General features: G+C 62.1%; 12 protein-coding genes. 10 read left to right on the forward strand and 2 right to left on the reverse strand.

The window, feature by feature from the left end:
• The first annotated feature begins 197 nt into the window (after positions 1–197).
• The 4 genes from HJ583_RS05675 (at position 198) to HJ583_RS05690 (ending at position 9280) form a co-directional block, all read left to right on the forward strand.
• The gene (locus tag HJ583_RS05675; protein ID WP_170020996.1) at positions 198–1121 is read left to right on the forward strand and encodes a GGDEF domain-containing response regulator; all 924 of its coding nucleotides are present in this window, start codon (positions 198–200) and stop codon (positions 1119–1121) included.
• Entirely contained in the window at positions 1118–5245 is a 4128-nt protein-coding gene (locus tag HJ583_RS05680; RefSeq protein ID WP_170020997.1) for a CHASE domain-containing protein, read from the forward strand. Before HJ583_RS05675 ends, HJ583_RS05680 begins: the two co-directional genes overlap by 4 nt.
• A gap of 76 nt (positions 5246–5321) precedes the next feature.
• Entirely contained in the window at positions 5322–7559 is a 2238-nt protein-coding gene (locus HJ583_RS05685) for a 3'-5' exonuclease (RefSeq protein ID WP_170020998.1), read from the forward strand.
• Between the two features lie 113 nt (positions 7560–7672).
• Positions 7673–9280 (forward strand): methyl-accepting chemotaxis protein, encoded by a 1608-nt coding sequence (locus HJ583_RS05690; RefSeq protein WP_170020999.1) that lies wholly within the window; start codon positions 7673–7675, stop codon positions 9278–9280.
• A gap of 63 nt (positions 9281–9343) precedes the next feature.
• Here HJ583_RS05690 and HJ583_RS05695 read toward each other — a convergent pair whose 3' ends face one another.
• Positions 9344–11587 (reverse strand): type IV pilus assembly protein FimV, encoded by a 2244-nt coding sequence (locus HJ583_RS05695; RefSeq protein ID WP_170021000.1) that lies wholly within the window; start codon positions 11585–11587, stop codon positions 9344–9346.
• A 383-nt stretch (positions 11588–11970) separates the two neighbouring features.
• Between HJ583_RS05695 and sucC the strand changes: the two genes are divergently transcribed.
• From sucC to HJ583_RS05725, 6 genes are all read left to right on the forward strand, one after another.
• Entirely contained in the window at positions 11971–13131 is a 1161-nt protein-coding gene (gene sucC, locus HJ583_RS05700; protein ID WP_101941110.1) for an ADP-forming succinate--CoA ligase subunit beta, read from the forward strand.
• Positions 13132–13153: 22 nt separating this feature from the next.
• Complete coding sequence (gene sucD / locus HJ583_RS05705; RefSeq protein ID WP_170021001.1) at positions 13154–14047, forward strand: succinate--CoA ligase subunit alpha; 894 nt, start codon at positions 13154–13156, stop codon at positions 14045–14047.
• A gap of 136 nt (positions 14048–14183) precedes the next feature.
• On the forward strand, positions 14184–14909 hold the full coding sequence (locus HJ583_RS05710; RefSeq protein ID WP_170021002.1) for a TerC family protein: 726 nt from the start codon (positions 14184–14186) through the stop codon (positions 14907–14909).
• Between the two features lie 162 nt (positions 14910–15071).
• Positions 15072–15818 (forward strand): FHA domain-containing protein, encoded by a 747-nt coding sequence (locus HJ583_RS05715; RefSeq protein WP_170021003.1) that lies wholly within the window; start codon positions 15072–15074, stop codon positions 15816–15818.
• A 12-nt stretch (positions 15819–15830) separates the two neighbouring features.
• Positions 15831–16604: a 3',5'-cyclic-nucleotide phosphodiesterase gene (locus HJ583_RS05720; RefSeq protein WP_170021004.1), complete on the forward strand. Its 774-nt coding sequence runs from the start codon at positions 15831–15833 to the stop codon at positions 16602–16604.
• A gap of 60 nt (positions 16605–16664) precedes the next feature.
• Positions 16665–19013, forward strand: coding sequence for a GspE/PulE family protein (locus HJ583_RS05725; RefSeq protein WP_170021005.1), 2349 nt, complete (start codon positions 16665–16667; stop codon positions 19011–19013).
• A gap of 61 nt (positions 19014–19074) precedes the next feature.
• Here the strand turns inward: HJ583_RS05725 and HJ583_RS05730 are convergent, their stop codons facing one another.
• Positions 19075–20247 (reverse strand): branched-chain amino acid ABC transporter substrate-binding protein, encoded by a 1173-nt coding sequence (locus HJ583_RS05730; protein WP_235943703.1) that lies wholly within the window; start codon positions 20245–20247, stop codon positions 19075–19077.
• Between the last annotated feature and the right edge of the window lie 69 nt (positions 20248–20316).

Genomic DNA, 20316 nt, shown 5'->3' on the forward strand with positions numbered 1-20316 from the left:
ACTCCTACACAATCTGGCGCACCCAGCACCCAGCACCCAGCACCCAGCACCCAGCACCCAGCACCCAGCACCCAGCACCCAGCACCCAGCTCAGGCTGCCCATCCCGCCCTTCCATGCAGTTCAAGTCTCCCCGCTCGCATCCGATAAACCGCTAAGCAGCCTGTTTCGGGCTGCCGGCTTGGAGATGCATGCGCGCATGACTGCCCACCCGCTCGAACGCGAAGCGAAGATCCTGATCATCGACGATTCGCCCACCAGCATTCGTCTGGTGAGCCATTTCGTGCGTGACATGGGCAGCGTGCACTTCGCAACACGCGGCGACACCGGGCTCAAGATGGCCGTCGAGCTGTTGCCTGACATCATCTTGCTGGACGTCGAGATGCCCGGTATCGACGGGCTTGAAACCTGTAGCCTGATCAAACGAACGCCGGAGCTGGCTGATGTGCCGGTGATCTTCATCACCGCTCATACCGGTGTCGATCACGAGGTGGCGGGACTTTCCGCCGGGGCGGTGGATTTCATTCCCAAACCGCTTTCCGAGCCCATCGTGCGGGCGCGCGTCAAGACTCATCTCACCCTCAAGCGTCAGGGCGACCAGCTGCGCGAGCTGGCTATGCGCGATGGCCTCACCGGCATCCACAATCGCCGTGCCTTTGATGAACAATTGCTGATTGAATGTCGCCGCCATCGCCGCACGCCAGGCCCGCTGGGGCTGGCGATTGTGGATATCGATCATTTCAAGCCTTTCAATGATTTCTACGGTCACCAGGCCGGCGATGCCTGCCTGCGCCAGATCGCCCTGTGCATCGAGGAGTCGGCGCGCCGGCCTGGAGAGATGGCGGCGCGCTATGGCGGTGAAGAGTTTGCGGTGATCCTGCCCAGTACCGAACGCGAAGAGGCCTGTCGCTTCGGCGAGTTCCTGGTTGAACAGGTACGCGCACTGGCGCTGCCCCACGAAATTTCATCGTTTGGCATGGTGACCGTCAGCGTTGGCGTAGCCGCTGGCAAACCCGCTATCGACGGCTGCAACAATGAAATCGTTGCCGCGGCGGACTCCGCGCTGTACCGGGCCAAGGCCGAGGGGCGCAACCGGGTGGTGCTGGCAGGGAGTGGCGCATGAGACAGCTCTCAGGATCGTTGGCGGACGCGGAGGTCCGACGGCGCCTGAGGGATGCGATTCCCTGGGTGGTCCTGGTGTTCGGATTGATCTTGAGCCTGGTGGCCTGGCAGTCCTTGCTGCGCTATGTCGAGGGCGTGCGTCAGCACACCTTCGAGTTGCGGGTGGCGGACGCTCATCGTCTGATTGAGGAGCGTATTGATGCCTACCGGCAGATCCTGCTGGGTGCCACCGGCCTCCTGCAGGCCAGTGACGATGTAACCCGTGAGGAATTCTCAACTTACTACCGAGGCCTGGATCTGGAGCGACGCTATCCGGGAATCCTGGGGGTTGGCTATATCGAGCTGGTCCACCGGCATGAGCTGACGAATCATGAGCGGCTGATGCGCCAGAGCGGTCTGGGTGAGTATCGGGTCCGTCCTGAAGGTGATCGAGCGCGCTATGCCCCCATCGTGTTTGGTGAGCCTTGGTCGCGCGCAGCGCAAGAGCGCGTATTGGGCCTCGATCAATTCATCGAGCCGATACGCAGCGAGGCCATGGAGCTTGCTGTGGATACCGCCAGCAGTGTCATTACCGGCAAGGTCGAACTGTTTCTGGACAAGGGGGAGGGGAGGTCGAGCGCCATCATGTTCGCGCCCGTCTACCAGAGCGGCATGGCGCTTGAGTCGCTGAGTGATCGTCGTCGGGCGATCCGCGGCTTCATGTTTACGGCCTTTCACGTGGCCGAGCTCATGGAAGGGATTTTCGGTCATCAGGAGAATAGGTTGCTGCACCTGCAGCTTTTTGATGGCGCCAATACCAGCTCTGCGCATCTGCTCTACGCCTCTGACACGGGCAGGGAGCCGGCGCTGGCTGCACGCACGGATCTCCTGAGTAAGATGCAGCTCGAGCTGCCAGGGCGGCGCTGGCAGGCCGTATTTACGCCCAATGAAAATTTCATGGCCGAAACGGCGGACAAGTTGCCGGAAGTAGTGCTGGCGAGCGGCATCCTGACTTCCTTTTTATTGTTCGCCTTGCTGCTGTTGGGGGCGCGCTCTTCCCGCCTGGTGATTGCCCAAGCCGAAGCCAAAGCCCGCGAAATGACGCTTGATTTGCGCAAAAGCGAGGCGCGCTTCCGTCAGGTGATTGATGCCAGCCCCAGCGGCATCGTGATGGTGGATAGGCAGGGGCGCATGAGTTTGCTCAATGGGCGGCTCGAAGCCATGTTTGGCCACGCCGAAGGCACCCTGCTCGGACAGCCGCTGGAAACCCTCCTGCCCGAAGGCGCGCGAGCCTTGCATCAGCGCCTGCGTGAAGGTTTCGAGAAGGCTCCTGCGATGCGGCTGATGGGGCAGGGGCGTTATCTCACGGGGCTGCGCGCCGATGGCAGCGAGTTTCCGCTTGAAATTGCCCTGAGCCCAGTGGATACCTCGGAGGGACATCAAACCTTGGCCATGGTCAGCGATGTCACTGCTCGCTACAGCGCCGAGCAGCGCATCGAAGCTACCCAGAATCAGCTCCAGGCCATCATCAATGCGGCCAGTGAGTTCTCCATCGTGGCGGCAGATACCGAGGGCCTGATCACCGTCTTCAATACCGGCGCGGAGCGCATGCTGGGCTATTCGGCTGGCGAGCTCATTGGCCGTGCGACTCCTGCCATCTTCCATTTGCCAGACGAGCTGAGGCGTCGTGGGGCGGAGCTTTCGCAACAGACCGGTTTGCTCATCGAAGGTTATGAAGTTTTCGTGCACAAGGCCCGCTGTGGTGAAGCTGAAGCGCGCGAATGGACCTATGTGCGCAAGGATGGCTCCACGCTTGCAGTGATGCTGACCGTGACGGCCCTGCGCAATGTGCAGGGCGGAATCGCAGGCTTCATGGGGATTGCTTACGACATCAGCGCGCGCAAACAGACTGAACGCATGCAGCGCGAGGCACGCGAGGCCGCCGAATCGGCCAGTCGCAGCAAGAGCGAATTTCTTGCCAACATGAGTCACGAGATCCGCACGCCGCTCAACGCGGTACTGGGCATGGCCCAGGTGCTCGGCTTCGGGCGCCTGGATGCCGAGCAACGCGAGCAACTGCGCCTGATCGAAGTCTCCGGCAAGGCCTTGCTGGGCATCCTGAACGATATCCTGGACTTCTCCAAGATCGAGGCCGGGCGCATGGAGCTGGCTCCGGTGCCTTTCCACCTCAGTGATGTATGCGATGCGCTGGCTGGCATCATGGCCGTCAGCGCGGCGGACAAGGCCATTGATCTACATATCCAGGTCGACCCGGCGCTGCCACGCATCCTGCTGGGAGACCAGTTGCGCCTGCAGCAGATTCTCGTGAATCTGGCCGGCAATGCGATCAAGTTCACCGGCAACGGTGAAGTGTCGGTTGGCATCGGCCTGCTGCAGCGAGAGGGCAACGAAATCATCCTGCGTTGCGAGGTGCGCGACACCGGCATCGGTATGAGCGAGGAGCAGATCGGGCGCCTGTTTGCTCCGTTTACCCAGGCGGATACCTCCACCACCCGTCGCTATGGCGGTAGCGGGCTGGGCCTGGTGATCTGCAAACGGCTGGTTGAAATGATGGGCGGCACCATCGGTGTCACCAGCATGCCGGGGCAGGGCAGCCGCTTCAAATTCACCGTGCGCATGCAGGCTCTGGCCGAAGGGCAGGCCTCGCAGACGCCGCCGTTGCAGGGCTTGCAGATCCAGGATCTGCTGGTGGTGGATGGCAGCGATAGTTCCAGCGGTGCCCTGGTGGCGGCTGCCGAAGCTCTGGGCGTGAGTTGCGAGAGCTGCGCCAGCGAGTCCGAGGCCATGGCCCGTGTGATCACCCGTGGCCGCAATCCCGATATCGTGCTGATTGACTGGAACATGCCCGATCGCGGTCGGGGCCGCCTGCTCCAGCAACTGAGCCAGCGCAAGCCGGATGCCTTGCCGCCGATCGTGCTGGCCGTTTCCAGCGCGCACGGGCGGGACCAACTCAATGCCGATCCGCTGCTGGTGTCGCTTGATGGCGTGCTGATCAAGCCAGTCACCAGTTCCACGCTGCTCGATTCGGTGATGCAGGCCTGCTCACGCCGCGACAACAACCGCGATCTGCGCCGCATCATGCAGCTGCCCGAAGTGCAGTTAAGGGCGCGCTCCCTGCGTGGGGCCCGGCTGCTGCTGGTGGAAGATAACGCCATCAACCAGATGGTGGCGCGTGGCATCCTCCAGCAAGCTGGTGCCATCCTCGATGTGGCCGGCAACGGGCAGGAGGCGCTGGATCGCCTGCGGGCCCATCCGGAGTTGTACGTTGCCATTCTCATGGACGTACAGATGCCGGTGATGGACGGCTGCACCGCTACCCGCCTGCTGCGCAGCGAGCTGGGCATCAAGCTGCCGGTGATTGCAATGACGGCTGGCGTGCTGCAGCGCCAGCGAGAAGAATGCATGGCCGCTGGCATGAATGATTTTCTCAGCAAGCCGCTGGACGCTGTGCTGACCATCAAGACCCTCGAACGAGCCCTCGGCCACAGCCTTTCCCGCGCCGTGGCGGCGTCGCCCGAAGATGCGGGTGAATCCACGCCGGCCGGCGAGGTGATTGCCATCTCCGGTCTCGAGACGAGTGAGGCCCTGGCCCGCATTGGCAACAACCAGGCGCTGTTTCGCGAACTGCTGTTGCAGTTCTGTATAGAAGCGACTCCCTTGCCTGAAGCCTTGCGCCATCATCTTGAGCAGGGGCGCTTCAAGGATGCCGGGCGGATCTTTCACACCCTCAAATCGACAGCGGCCAATATCGGGGCGAATGCACTCTCTGAGCAGGCCAGGCTCGGTGAGGCCGGCATGCAGCAGGGCGATGCTGATGCCGCGCTGGCTGTGCTCAATGCGGTCGAGATCAGTCTGGATCTACTCCTCCCCGCCATTACCGCTCACCTTGAAACCCGCAAACAGGCAAGCAGCCCTGCCAGCGGAGCAGATCGTGTGGCGCTTCAGCAGTTGCTGCGTCAGCTGCATCAGCACGACATGGATGCCCTCGACAGCTTCGAGTACCTGCGCGCCGGCTTGCCGAGCGCATGCGGCGCCGAGCTGGCCGAGCAACTGACCGTACTGATCTCGGCGCTCGATTTCGATGCGGCCGCCCAGCTACTGGAGGGACGGCTGGCCGAGGCCTAGGGTGAAATCTTTGTCTGCGCCCCGGCTGTGGCTGGCAGCCCTGTAAAATGCGCGCTTCGTCTGAAGTTGCGCCTCCATGTCCAAGCTGCTCGAAAACCTCAACGCCGAACAATTCGCTGCCGTCACCCTGCCGCCGCAGGCCGCCCTGATTCTGGCCGGCGCCGGCTCAGGCAAGACGCGCGTGCTCACCACCCGCATCGCCTGGCTGCTGCAGACCGGCCAGGCCAACCCGGCGAGCATTCTCGGGGTAACCTTCACCAACAAGGCCGCCAAGGAAATGCTCACGCGCCTCGGGGCCATGCTGCCGATCAACACGCGCGGCATGTGGATCGGCACCTTCCACGGCCTGTGCAACCGCATGCTGCGCGCCCACTACCGCGAAGCGGCGCTGCCACAGACCTTCCAGATTCTCGACACCGCCGACCAGCTCGCCGCCATCAAGCGTCTGTTGAAAACTCTCAACGTGGATGACGAGAAATTCCCGCCGCGGGAACTCCAGCACTTCATCAACGGCAACAAGGAGGCCGGCCACCGCGCCGCCCAGGTCGAGGCCTGGGACGACTACACGCGTCAGCGCGTGGGCCTTTACAAGGAATACGAAGACCAGTGCCAGAAGGAGGGCGTGGTCGATTTCGCCGAGCTGCTCCTGCGTTCCTACGAACTGCTCAGCCGCCACGAGCCGATCCGCCGCCACTACCAGCTGCGCTTCCGCCACATCCTGGTCGACGAGTTTCAGGACACCAACCGCCTGCAGTACCTGTGGCTCAAACTGCTTGCCGCACACGGTGCCGAGACGCCGGCCGCCGTCTTCGCCGTGGGCGATGATGACCAGAGCATCTACGGCTTCCGTGGGGCGGAAGTGGGCAACATGCGCGACTTCGAGCGCGAGTTCGGCGTCGCCAACGTGATCCGTCTGGAGCAGAACTACCGCTCGCACGGCAACATCCTCGATGCGGCCAACGCGATCATCGCCAACAACTCCAAGCGTCTGGGCAAGAACCTGTGGACCGATCAGGGCAGCGGCGAGCCGATCCGCGTGTACGAAGCGCCGGGCGACATGGACGAGGCGCGCTGGATCGTTGAAGAGATCCAGCAACTGATCCGCGACGGTGCTTCGCGTTCCGATGTGGCCTTGCTCTATCGCAGTAACGCGCAGTCGCGCGTGCTGGAGCACCAGCTCTTCTCCAGCGGCGTGGCCTACAAGGTGTATGGCGGCTTGCGCTTCTTCGAGCGCCAGGAAATCAAGCACGCGCTGGCCTATCTGCGTCTGCTGGCGAATCCGGATGACGACACCGCCTTCCTGCGCGTGGTGAACTTCCCCACGCGGGGCATCGGCGCCCGCTCGCTCGAACAGTTGCAGGACGCCGCGCGCAGCTTCAACACCAGCCTCTACGCCACCGTGCCGCATCTGGCCGGCAAGCCCGGCGTGGCCATTGGCGGCTTCCTGCGCCTGATCGAAGAGATGCGCCGCGCCACCGATGGTCTGCCGCTCTACGAAGTGGTCGATCACATCCTCGACGCTTCCGGCCTGCGTGCCCACTACCGCGCCGAGCGGGAAGGGCAGGAGCGGCTGGAAAACCTCGATGAACTCGTGAGCGCTGCGCGCTACTTCATGAACGAAGCCGAGCAGCCCCCCGCCGAGGGCGAGGAAGCGCTGCCGGGGGACCCGCTGTCGCGCTTTCTGGCCCATGCCTCACTGGAGGCGGGAGACCATCAGGCCGAGGCCGGGCAGGACGCGGTGCAGCTGATGACAGTACATGCGGCCAAGGGCCTGGAGTTCGATGCCGTATTCATCACCGGCGTGGAGGATGGCCTCTTCCCGCACGAGCAGAGCATGAACGACCTCGCCAGCCTTGAAGAGGAACGACGCCTGATGTATGTGGCGGTGACGCGGGCGAGAAAGCGCCTCTACCTCACGCTGGCTCAGAGTCGCATGCTGCACGGCCAGACGCGTTACGCGATGAAGAGCCGTTTCTTCGACGAGATTCCGGAAGGCCTGCTTAAGTGGCTCACGCCGCGCGTGCAGGCCGGTTTCGGCGCAGGGGCTTATCACACCCCTTCGCGCAATGCCGCCTGGAACAGCCAGCACAGTAGCCCGGATGCAGCGAAGCGGAATCCGGGAGCCGGCGCCGTGCAGAAAAGCCGCGATCTCGCAGGCCTGCGCATCGGCCAGCTGGTGCGCCATGCCAAGTTCGGCGACGGCGTGATCATCGCCGCCGAGGGTAGCGGGCAGGATGCCAAGCTGCAGATCAACTTCGGCTCGGCCGGCGTGAAGTGGCTGCTGCTGAGCCTCGCCAAGCTCGAAGCGGTATGACAGGTTTGAATATGACCACTATTGTTGTGTGGCTATAAAGTCAGGCGGCATCGGGCCGTTAGGGTTGAAGGCGGGCGGATCAGACCCGTCATCGCAGCCAACCCGATGCCACCATGAACAAGAATCAGCCTGTCACTCGTCACGAAGTCAAACTTCCCGCCAACGCCTATCTCGTTTCACAGACCGACCTTCACGGCAAGATCACGGATGCCAACGAAGCCTTCGTGGCCATCAGTGGTTACGCCCGTGATGAGCTGATCGGTAGTCAGCACAACATCGTGCGCCACCCCGACATGCCGCGCGCCGCCTTTGCCGCCATGTGGGCCGATCTGAAGGCCGGTATGCCTTGGCGAGGCACGGTCAAGAATCGTTGCAAGAATGGCGATCATTACTGGGTGGATGCGCTGATCGTGCCGATCACGCGCAATCGCAGCACCGTCGGTTACATGTCGGTGCGCCGCCGTCCGACGCAGCAGCAGATCAGCGCCGCCGAGGCTGCCTATGCCGGCATGGATGCTGCGGCCCGCGGGGCCGCGAGGTCTTCGTCGCCGCTGAGCTTGGCCGCGCAGTGCTATGCCCTGTTTGCCCTTATCGCCCTTCCCCTTTTGCTGAGTCTTCTCGTGGGCGCATTGGCCTGGCCGGCCTGGACGGGCCGCGCAGCGACGCTGCTCGCCTTGCTGCTTCTGCCGGTCGGTGCGCTGCTGATGCGCCAGCGTCTGTTTAGCCCCTTGCAGCGGCTGAATGAAGCCATCGTGCCGATGAGTGAGGGCGATCTCTCGCATCGCTTCGATATCGCCCGAGCGGACGAAATCGGCCGCTTGAGCAATGCACTCTCGGTGATGCAGACACGCTGGCTGGTCAGCATCGATCATATCCGCGAAGCCATGCGCACCAGCCTGCACAACACTGGCATGGCCAATGCGCATGCCGATGCGATCAGCCAGCGTATCGACGAGCAGTACGATCGCATCTCGGCGGTGGCCGCGGCGACCGAGGAGTTCTGCCAGTCAGTGGTGGAGGTGGCTGGTAGTTCAGGTGAGGCGGCGCAGGCGGCAGGAGAGTCTCGTGAGCAAGTGGCGAGCGGACGCGAAATCGTGGCCAAGGGCATGTCCAACTCCGAGGCTGCGATGGCTGCAGTACATAGCGCACGCGCCGAGATTGGCGAGCTGAACGGGGCGGTGGCCGAAATCGGCAGCATCACTCACACCATCAAGGAGATTGCCGATCAGACCAATCTTCTCGCGCTCAATGCAGCCATCGAGGCGGCGCGGGCCGGTGAAGCCGGGCGCGGCTTTGCAGTGGTGGCCGATGAGGTGCGCAAGCTGGCCGAGCGCACCACGCGCAGCACCGCTGAGATCAACACCATGGTTGAGGACATTCAGCGCCTGACCGCTTCGGTGGATATGGCCATGGATCAGACTTCTCATGTCGCCCGGGCCAGCACTGAAACCATGCGTTCCAGCGTTGATTGTCTGCTGGCCGTCCAGTCCGCCAGCGATCGCACGCTTGATCTGGCTCGCCATATTGCTGGCGCCTCGGATCAGCAGACGCTGGCCGGGCAGGAGATTACCGGCAACATGGAGCAGATCTCGAGCCTGGCCCAGGTGAGTCAGGAGGGCTTGCGCGAACTCTGGCAATCGATGGAGACGATGACCCGCTCATCGCGCAAGGTTGATGATTCCCTGAAGGTTTTCCGGCTCTTTGGCGAGAGCACGGTCTGAGCCGCGCTGCATGTGTTGTTGGCCGCAAGACTGAGCCCGCGACACGGCAGAGCTTAGGCAGGCTTAGTGGCGTGATTCGTCCGGCGCGATGGTGTCGCCGCCGAGTTCGTCCAGATTGATGTGCAGGGTCTTGCTCAGATCGGTCATGTCCAGCTCGAAGTCGAGCTGCCCAAGGCTGTTGCTCGAGGAGAAAGGCAGTGCTTCGGGTTTGGCTAGCACCGCTGCGGGGGCCGGCTTGGGCTCTGGCTCACGTGGGGCAGGGCGGGTGGCCAGCTCTTCAGGCACGATTGACGGTACCGCCAGTGGGGCGGTCGGTGCAGTAAAGCTGGCGCTGCGCGACAGGGTGGCGATTGGCGTAAGGGTCGGGTCCCCCGGCTCTGGCCGGTAGGGGCCGATCTGGGTCTCAAGAATGCCCAGCAGGAGCAGGATCTCGTCGATGATGACAAGCGGGAAGCCTTGGCGAGTGCCCTGACGGTTGTCGCGCAGCAGTTCGTGGAGCAGAGCCTGGCATTCACGGCGGCCCCAGGTGTCATGCAGGCGCGCCAGAATGTGCGGCATGTGTTCCAGCGATTCCGGTGCCTGGCGGGCAATCTCGAATTCGTCCCAGGCCACTGTGCGTACGTTGAAGGTCTTGTTCAGCTGGCTGGTAAGCGCATCGAATTCGCTGCGCATGTCGGCCGCGCGATAGACCTCCAGCAACTTGATCCAGGGCTTCACGGCCTGCTTTGGATTGGCTCGGATGAAGTCCGCCAGAGTTTGCGCCGCACCCTGAACACGTCCAAAGGACATCATGATTTCGGCCAGTTCGACAGCTGAGTCATGCTCTTCGACATCGTCCTCCACAATCTGCAGCATCGAAGCTGGCCCCAGCCCGGAGACGGATAACTGGCCAAGTGCCCCCTCCATACTGGCAGCCAGGCGCGGATTGGTCCGCGGTGCACGGCCTTCTTCGTCCGGCCAGATGTCGGCTTCGGACAGCGGTTCGATCAGGTGCCCGGTCAGCCCAGCCTCGTTGCCGGCGGGTAGCGGCAGCGTTTCACCTTCAAGTGGACTGTGCCGGCGGCGAAGCCAGGCCCAGCGGGCGGCTATGAGTATTGCGGCAAGGCCGGCCGCTACGGCCAGCCACAGCAGCGGCTGGAGATACCAGGCGCTGTGCGTCCCGGCGGTGGGCGTCACGGCCGGTGTGGGGGCAGGCGGTGCGACGGGCACTGCGAGCGGTGTGCTGGCGGCGACTGGGCCGGATTGCTGCAGGGCGCGCTGGGCGCGCAATTCACTTTCCAGGCGATCCGCGTCTTCCTTGAGGCGGGCTTGCAAGGCTTCGAGTTGGCGCAGGCGATCAGCCAGTTCGAGCTGGGTGGCAATCTTTTCATCCAGCGTGGCAATCAGTTGCATCTCGGTACGCAGGCGGCCACGCTGGTCTTCATTGAGTTCGCGACGCTTGCCGATCGAGGTGGATAGCTGCAGCGCAGCTTCGTCACCCGCAGCACTGACAACCAGACGGTCGTGGCCCTTGCGCGGCGGAGGCTTGGGGGCTCCGGCAACTGGTTTGCGTTCTGCCATGGCAGCGCCCGGTGCAGGCGGCGTGCCAGGTTCGCGCGGAGGGGGCGCGGCGAGGCTGGCGGGCAAGGCCGGGATTTCAAGCGTGAGACCGGCAGGCAGGCGGTCGTAGGTGCCGCTGCGGCCATTCAGGCGACTCGCGTTGTGGGCCAGCAGCGCACGGGCCATGCGGCGCTGGGCAGAGCTGTCGGCAGGGTATAGGCGGTTGGCAATGCTGCGGGCCGTGTCGCCCTCGAGCGTCGTGAGCGTATTGCCTGTCGGCAGGCGGGGCGTAGCTGAGGCCTCCACGATGGGGGTCGAGCGCAGGGCTGGCGCCTGGATGTCGGGCTGCAGCTCAGGCGCCGGAGGCAGGATCAGCAGGGTGTAGTCGCGGCGCATCTCCATGCCACAGCTCACCTGCACGCCCAGCACCAGCGCCGGGTGGCTGTTGCTCGGTGCGCTGATCACCAGCAGGCGACGGCCATTGCGTTGCTCAATGCTCAGCGTGGCTTTGCTCAGCCAGGGCAGGTCATCACCGTAGTCCGACGGCCGGGAGGCCAGGCGCAGACAGGAAAGTTCGATGCGCTCGGCGTCATCCGCCTGAACCGGGATTTCGATCCGCAAGGGGCCGCCGACCCGGCTGGTGGTACTGGCAGAGCCTAATCCCATGGCCGATACCGGTACGCACATGGTGACCGCGCCCAGGCTGGCAAGCAGGGCTGGCAGCAGGCGTCGGGCGTGGGGCGTGATGCGGATGTTTTTATCTCTCATCAGTCCCTCATTTTAGGGGCTCAGGCGCCTGTTTGATACGGGGAAAAGCCCGGAAAAGGTTGCAATGCGTGGCTTATTACGCAGTCCTGCCTGTAAAGGGATTGTCATTGCCGTCAAATCCCGTGAAGACCGTCCGGAATCTTCCTGTAAGCGCATTCCCGCATTTGCTGCGCCGCGGCGTTTGCGTACTCTTATATAAGATTCGGTATAGAATCCAACTACCCTGCAGAGATACACGTGCCCTGATTTGATGGCCGCAGTCATGCGGACAGACGATGGAGGTCGTGAGCCCGGGGTTCCGTCGTGCGTTTCACTCCATAGACGACTCAAACCGTACCAGTACCCCGCTTGCAGAGGGTGCGGTGCGACACAAGGGCAAAAAAATGAAGATCCATGAGTACCAAGCAAAAGAAATCCTGCGCAAGTATGGTGTAGTCACTCCGCGTGGCATTCCGTGCTTCAGCGTTGAAGAAGCAGTCAAGGCTGCCGACGAACTCGGCGGCTCGATCTGGGTTGTGAAGGCCCAGATTCATGCCGGTGGTCGCGGTAAGGGCGGTGGCGTGAAGCTGGCCCGCTCCAAGGAGGAAGTGAGCAAGATCGCCGGTGAAATCCTCGGCATGCAGCTCATTACTCATCAGACTGGCCCGGAAGGCCAGAAGGTGCGTCGCCTGATGATCGAAGAAGGCGCCGACATCAAGAAGGAATACTACGTTGCAGCGCTGACTGATCGCGCCACCCAGAAGGTCGCCATGATGGCCTCCTCTGAAGGCGGCATGGACATCGAGGAAGTTGCGCACAACACCCCGGAAAAGATCATCAAGGTCTTCGTTGATCCGGCCACCGGCCTGACCGACGCGCAAGGTCTGGAACTGGCGAAGGGTATCGGCGTGCCGGAGGGCTCGCTGGACAAGGCTGTCGATACCTTCAAGAAGCTCTACACCTGCTACATGGAAACCGATGCCTCGCTGGCGGAAATCAACCCGCTGATCCTCGAAGGCAACGGCAACATCAAGGCACTGGACGCCAAGTTCAACTTTGATCCGAATGCGCTCTTCCGTCACCCGGATATCGTCGCTTACCGCGATCTGGATGAAGAAGATGCGGCTGAAATCGAAGCATCCAAGTTCGATCTGGCTTATATCTCGCTCGACGGCAATATCGGCTGTCTGGTCAATGGCGCCGGTCTCGCGATGGCGACCATGGACACCATCAAACTGTTCGGCGCCGAGCCGGCCAACTTCCTCGACGTGGGCGGCGGTGCCACCACCGAAAAGGTGACCGAAGCCTTCAAGATCATGCTCAAGAACCCGGCCGTGAAGGGCATTCTGGTCAACATCTTCGGCGGCATCATGAAGTGCGACACCATCGCTAATGGCGTGGTGACCGCAGCGCGTGAAGTCAAGCTGGCTGTGCCGCTGGTGGTGCGCATGAAGGGCACCAACGAAGACCTGGGCAAGAAGATCCTTGCCGACTCCGGTCTGCCCATCATCTCTGCCGACACCATGGCAGAGGCCGCCCAGAAGATCGTTTCCGCTGTCGCTTAAGCGATCGCGAGGAGTTCAAGACATGTCCATTTACATCAATAAAGACACCAAGGTCATTACCCAGGGCATCACGGGCAAGACCGGTCAGTTCCACACCGAAAAGTGCCAGGAATACGCCAACGGCAAGAACTGTTTCGTGGCCGGCGTGAACCCGAAGAAGGCTGGCGAGTCGATCTTCAATATCCCCATCTACGGTTCGGTGAAAGAAGCTGCCGCTGAAACCGGCGCCACCGTGTCCGTGATCTATGTGCCGCCGGCCGGCGCTGCGGCTGCCATCTGGGAAGCCGTCGAAGCTGATCTGGATCTGGCAATCTGCATCACCGAAGGCATTCCGGTCCGCGACATGCTGGAAGTGCGCAACCGCATGAAGGCCAAGGAAGCCGCCGGTGGCAAGCGCACTCTGCTGCTCGGCCCGAACTGCCCCGGCCTGATCACCCCGGACGAAATCAAGATCGGCATCATGCCGGGCCACATCCACCGCAAGGGCCGTATCGGCGTGGTGTCGCGCTCTGGCACCCTGACCTACGAAGCCGTGGCACAGCTGACCGAAATCGGTCTGGGCCAGTCTTCAGCCGTTGGTATCGGTGGGGATCCGATCAATGGTCTGAAGCACATCGACGTGATGAAGGCCTTCAACGATGATCCCGACACTGACGCAGTCATCATGATCGGCGAGATCGGCGGTCCGGACGAAGCTGAAGCTGCGCTGTGGTGCAAGGAAAACATGAAGAAGCCGATCGTGGGCTTCATCGCAGGCGTGACGGCTCCGGCTGGCAAGCGCATGGGCCACGCGGGCGCGCTGATTTCCGGTGGTGCGGATACCGCAGATGCCAAACTCGCCATCATGGAAGAGTGTGGCTTCAAGGTGACGCGTAATCCATCCGAGATGGGCAAGCTGCTCAAGGCTATGCTCTGATCCTCCCCGGGTGTCACAAAAGGCCGCGCAAGCGGCCTTTTGTTTTTCCGGGTGTTTGCCCTGTGTCAGATCAGCCGTTTGGCGGCAGACTCGGGTAAGCTCCGGCCTTCTTTGTCTTGTTACTCGCTGGAAGAAAATGGAGTTCTTTTTACACGCTGAATTCTGGCTCGCTGTGGGCCAGATCATCATGATCGACATCCTGCTCGGGGGCGACAATGCGGTGGTGATTGCATTGGCCTGTCGCCAGCTTGCGCCTGCGCAGCGCACCAAGGGCATCATCTGGGGCACGGTGGGCGCCATCGTATTACGCGTGATCCTGATCTTCTTCGCGCTGACCCTGTTGAAGATTTCCTTCCTGAAACTGATCGGCGCGGCCTTGCTGATCTGGATCGGCGTCAAGCTTCTGTTACCCGAGGGCGATGACGAGCACAGCAACATCCAGGCGAGTGACAGGCTCTGGTCTGCGGTGAAGACTGTGATCGTGGCTGACTTCGTGATGAGTCTGGATAACGTGATCGCAATTGCGGGCGCTGCAGAAGGTGCTGGGGGCGATCACAAGATGCCGCTGGTGATTTTCGGTCTGCTGGTGAGCATTCCGATCATCGTGTGGGGCAGCCAGATCGTGATCAAGTTGATGGAACGCTACCCGGTCGTGATCCTGCTGGGGGCCATGCTGCTGGGCTGGATCGCGGGCCATATGGCGGTGACCGATCCGGTGCTGCAGCCCTGGACAGCGGATGCGACCGGTGAGCCGATCAGTGTCATCAAGTACGCCGCCAGCGTTGGCGGAGCGCTGCTGGTGTGGGGCTTGGGGAAAATGCTCGGCGCGCGCAAACCCGAGGTCGGCAAGACCGACGTCTGAAGCCTGCTGGCCGTTTGCTCCCTGCAGACGGCTCGCAAAAGTGTGAAATCTGCCGGATTGCGTGCAGCGATGCCATACTAATGGCTAGGCTCCGCGCAAACTGGAGCGATATTCGCCCCGGCTCAAAAAGCCCGGGCGCATACAGGACGCAATGAGGACAAGATGCCGAAGCTGATTCTGAGCATGGACGGTCTGGTACTGAAGGAAATCCCGCTCACCAAGGAGCGAACCAGCATCGGCCGCAAGCCGCACAATGACATCCAGATTGATAACCTGGCGATCAGTGGCGAGCACGCGGTGATCGTCGCCATTCTCAACGATGCGTTTCTGGAAGACCTCAACAGTACCAATGGCACTTATGTGAATGGGCAGTCGGTCAAGAAGCACGTGCTGAAGGACAACGACGTCGTCGAGCTCGGCAAGTACCGCATCAAGTTCCTCAAGGATGTCGTGGACACCAGCCTTGGCAATTCCTTCGAAAAGGCTTTCATCAATCCCTCCGAAGCCAACAAGCTGGGTGGCGCGCCGCGTGCCCACACCGAAACCATGGTGGGTTTTGGCGCCGAGGCCTCGATTACCAATGGTGAGGACTGGAGCACCCAGAGCGAGGCTGCTCCGCTGTCCGGCAACGAGCCGATGGGCGTGGTGCAGATCATCAGCGGTCGCAATGCCGGGCGCGAACTTGAACTCTCCAAATCGCTCACCACACTGGGCAAGCCGGGCGTGCAGGTAGCCGTGATCACGCGTCGTCCGCATGGCTACTTCATCACCCATGTGGAAGGCGATTCTTTCCCTATCCTCAACGGCAAGCAACTCGATGCCCAGGCGCATCTGCTCGGCGACCATGACGTGATCGAGATTGCAGGCGTGAAGATGGAGTTCTACCTGCGTGCAAATGGCGCTGCCTGAGTCCTTCCCGGCATGAAGATCCGGGTTCTCGGCTGTAGTGGAGGGATTGGTGGCAAGGCCAATCTCACGACTTCGCTGCTCGTTGACGAGGATATCCTGATCGATTGCGGGACAGGCGTGGGCGAGCTTTCGCTCGAAGCGCTGATGGCGATTGATCATGTGTTCCTGACGCACTCGCATCTCGATCACCTGGCCATGTTGCCGATGCTGATCGACACCGTGGCGGACTTGCGTTCGCGTCCGATCACCCTGTATGCCAGTGAGGACACCCTGCGCATCCTGCGTGCGCATCTCTTCAACTGGCTGATCTGGCCCGATTTCACTGCCATTCCGGATCGCCTCCATCCCTTGCTGCGGATGCAGCCGGTGAAAGTGGGTGAAACCGTGCATCTGGGGGAACGGGCCATTTCACCGGTCCCGGCCCTGCACTCGGTACCGTCCCAAGGGTATGCACTGCGGGGGCGGCAGGGTACGCTGGCGTTCTCTGGCGACACCACGGTATGTGACGAACAGGTAGCCGCCCTGAATGCCATTGAAGATCTGCACTATCTTTTGATAGAAGCGGCGTTTCCGAATGCGCATCAGGATCTGGCGCACGCAGCCCGGCATCTTTCGCCGAGCATGCTGCACCGGGTGCTGGATAGGCTGAACGGAAGCCCGGAAATTTTCGTTACGCACTTCAAACCGGGCCATGCCGACTTGCTGGCCCGCGAAGTGCTGGCCTACGACGGGCGTTTGCGCCCGCATCTGCATCTGCTCGGGAACGGCCAGACTTTCGATCTCTAGAGGTCCGGAAGCACATCTTGGTGTGTGGCTTGGCTGCGTTCCCGGTACGGGAGGCTGGACATGAATACTTCCCTGAAATCCGGTACCGCCATTTCGCGTCGGCTGGCCTTCTTCAAGAGCCTGCAAGGGCTCAATACCCGCATCCACGACACCGCCAATATCGACGAGATCATTTTCGAGGTTTCCACCGATATCTGTGCGCTGTTCGGTGCCGAGCGACTCACGATCTATGTGGTGGATGAGGGCGGCACCAGCATCAGCACACGCGTGAAAACCGGCCTGCACATGGCCAAGAAGCTGCGCTTGCCGATTTCGGACAAGAGCATCGCCGGCTACTGCGCGCTGCATCAGCAGATGCTCAACATTCATGATGTGTATGACGCGGAAGAGCTCAGGCGCATCTCGCCAGCCATTGAATTCCGGCATGAGGTGGATGAACGCAGTGGCTTTCACTGCAAGCAGATGCTCGTGGCGCCGCTCGTGCAGCCGGGCAGGGCTGAGCTGCTGGGGGTGATCCAGCTCATGAACACCCAGGATGGCGACAGTTTCAGCACGGTCGAGGAGGAGGGCGTGCTGGCGCTTGCCCAGACCTTTGCCATCGCCTTCTCGCAGCGCCTGCACGAGACCGTGCCTCTGCGTTCGCGTTACCACTGGCTGGCCATCAAGGGCCATCTGCCGGTGGATGACATGGAGCATCTGGGCGAGCTGGCGCGGCAGCGGGGCATTACGCCGGAGCAACTGCTAATCGAAGACAGGCACTGCAAGCTTGCCGAAATTGGCGAATCCATGGCGCGCTTCTATGGTGTGGCCTATGAGCCCTGGCGGGCAGATCGCATCAAGCCGATGGATCTGCTGCGCCATATCAAGCGCGATTACGCGCTGCAGAATGGCTGGCTGCCGCTGGAGGAGACGCAGGAGGGGGTGGTAATCCTCGCGGTGGACCCGGAGCAGGTAATCGGCAGCCGGGTGGCCTTGAACGTGTTCCCAAATGTGCGTCTGGCCTATCGGGTGACGACTCAGGCCGAGTTCGAAAAAACTGTTGGCCAGTATTTCGAGCATACAGACGACGAGCTGAGCGTGGGCGACCTGCTCTCGGATCTGGCCGAAGAGGGCGAAAGCAGCACCAGCGAAGACATTACTGCGGCGGCCGACAACGAGCTGGTGAAGCTGGTCAATCGCATCATCATCGACGCCCATCGTCAGGGCGCCTCGGATATTCATATCGAGCCGCGCCCGGGCAAGGAAAAAATGCTCGTGCGCTTCCGCAAGGATGGCCTGCTGGTGCCTTACATCGAGGTGCCAGCGGCCTATCGCAACCCGATGGTGGCGCGCATCAAGATCATGTGTGATCTGGATATCTCGGAGCGCCGCAAGCCGCAGGATGGCAAGATCAAGTTCCGCAAGTTCGGTCCGCTCGATCTGGAACTGCGGGTGGCCACCATCCCGACTGCTGGTGGGCTGGAGGATGTGGTGATGCGCCTGCTGCAGCAGGGCGAGCCGATCCCGCTCGACAAGCTGGCCCTGTCGGCCTACAACCTCACGCGCCTTCAGACCACGGTTTCCAAGCCTTATGGCGTGTTCTTCGTGTGTGGGCCGACCGGCTCGGGCAAGACCACCACCCTGCACTCGATCCTGAAGTACATCAACAAGCCGGAAACCAAGATCTGGACGGCCGAGGACCCGGTCGAAATCACCCAGCGCGGGCTGCGGCAGGTGCAGGTCAATCGCAAGGCCGGGATGGACTTCCCGACCGTGATGCGTGCCTTCCTGCGCGCCGACCCGGATGTGATCATGGTTGGTGAGATGCGTGATGCGGAAACCATGCATATCGGCATCGAAGCTTCACTGACCGGGCATCTGGTGTTCTCCACGCTGCATACCAACAGCGCGCCGGAATCGGTCGTACGTCTGCTCGACATGGGCATGGACCCCTTCAATTTTGCGGATGCCCTGCTTGGGGTGCTGGCTCAGCGTCTGGCGCGGCGCCTGTGCCGCCATTGCCGGGCGCCCGAGGAGGCGAGTGACGAAGAGGTTACCGCCTTGCTCGACGAGTATTGCGAAGATCTGCGCAAGAGCCGCCAGTTCCGCGACAACCCGAACGAGGCGCGTAACGAGATCCTGGCGGACTGGCACGAGCGTTTCGCGGCGCCTGACGGGCGCATCGTGCTCTATCGCGCCTCAGGTTGCCCGGAGTGTAACCAGAGCGGCTATCGTGGCCGCATCGGCCTGCATGAGCTGATGCTGGGCAATGACGAGATCCGGCATCAGGTTCATCAGCGCGTGCCGGCCAGCGAGCTGATGGTGACGGCACTTGAAACCGGCATGCGCACCTTGCGTCAGGATGGCATCGAGAAGGTCTTGAGCGGGGATACGGATATTCAGCAGGTGCGTCGGGTCTGCATCCGTTGAGTGGCGCAGGAAAAGAAAAAAGGGCCGGCATTGCCGGCCCTTGGCATTTCTGTGGGGCGCCTTACTCGGCGATGGTTTCCAGCACTTCCCACTTGCCGCCTACGACCTTGTAGACCGTGATGCCGCCGTTGGCGAGATCGCCCTTGGCGTCATATGAAATCTTTGGCGCGGTCACGCCGGCATGTTCGATGGCAGCCAGCACCGGCAGGTATTTCGCGGCCTCGGTCGAGTCGGCCTTGAGCATGGCAGCGATCAGGATGCGGGTCGCATCATAACCATAGGGCGAGTAGATCTCGGGTTCGCCGAATTTGGCCTTGAAGCGGGTAATGAAGTCCGGGCCCCCCGGCATCTTATCCATCGGCAGGCCAGCCAGAGAGGCGATGCTGCCCTCGGCGGCGTCACCGGCGAGCTTCAGGAAAGTGTCCGAGCGGGTCATCTCGCCCGATAGCAGCGGGGCCTTGAGGCCGATCTGCTTGAGCTGCTTGGCGAGTGGGCCGGATTGCGCATCGGTACCACCGAAGAAGATCACGTCCGGCTTCTTGCCCTTGATGCTGGTCAGGATGGCCATGAAGTCGCTAGCCTTGTCGGTGGTGAACTCGCGCGCCACCACACTGCCACCGGCGGCCTTCACGGCCTTGTCGAACTCGTCGGCGAGGCCCTGGCCGTAGGCCGTACGGTCGTCGATGACGGCCACTTTCCTGGCGCCGAGCTTGGCTACCACGAACTTGCCCATCACCGAGCCCTGCTGGGTGTCGGAGGTCATCGAGCGGAAGGTGGTCTTGAAGCCTTGCTGCGTGAAGGCTGGTGCGGTGGCCATGGCGATCTGCGGCATGCCGGCGTCTGAATAGACCTTGGAGGCGGGGATCGAGGTACCTGAATTGAAGTGACCGATCACGCCTGCGATACCGGCATCCAGCACGCGTTGGGCGACCTGGGTGGCGGTGCGCGGGTCGGCCATGTCGTCTTCGGCCACCAGCTCGAACTTCACGGCCTGGCCGCCAATCTGCGGGTTCAGCGCATTGGCATCATCGAGGGCGAGTTGCACGCCGTTCTGATAGCCCTTGCCGTAGTGAGCCTGCGGGCCGGTAAGTGGGGCGGCGAAGCCGATCTTCACCACGCGTGCGCTGGTGGCAGCGTTGGCGCCTTCTTCCTGTTTCGGCTTACAAGCGCCCAGGGTAAAAGCTAGGGCGACGGTAGAGGTGGCGAGCATGAACTGCGAGAGGCGAGCGTGCATGGCAGGGGGTCCGGGCAGAGGATGCGTGAAAAGCCAGATCTTGCCGCATCCGTCTCCGTACGGCTACGG

Origin of the sequence: Uliginosibacterium aquaticum (assembly GCF_012972705.2) — a bacterium.
In the GTDB taxonomy this organism is placed as follows: Bacteria; Pseudomonadota; Gammaproteobacteria; order Burkholderiales; family Rhodocyclaceae; genus Uliginosibacterium; species Uliginosibacterium aquaticum.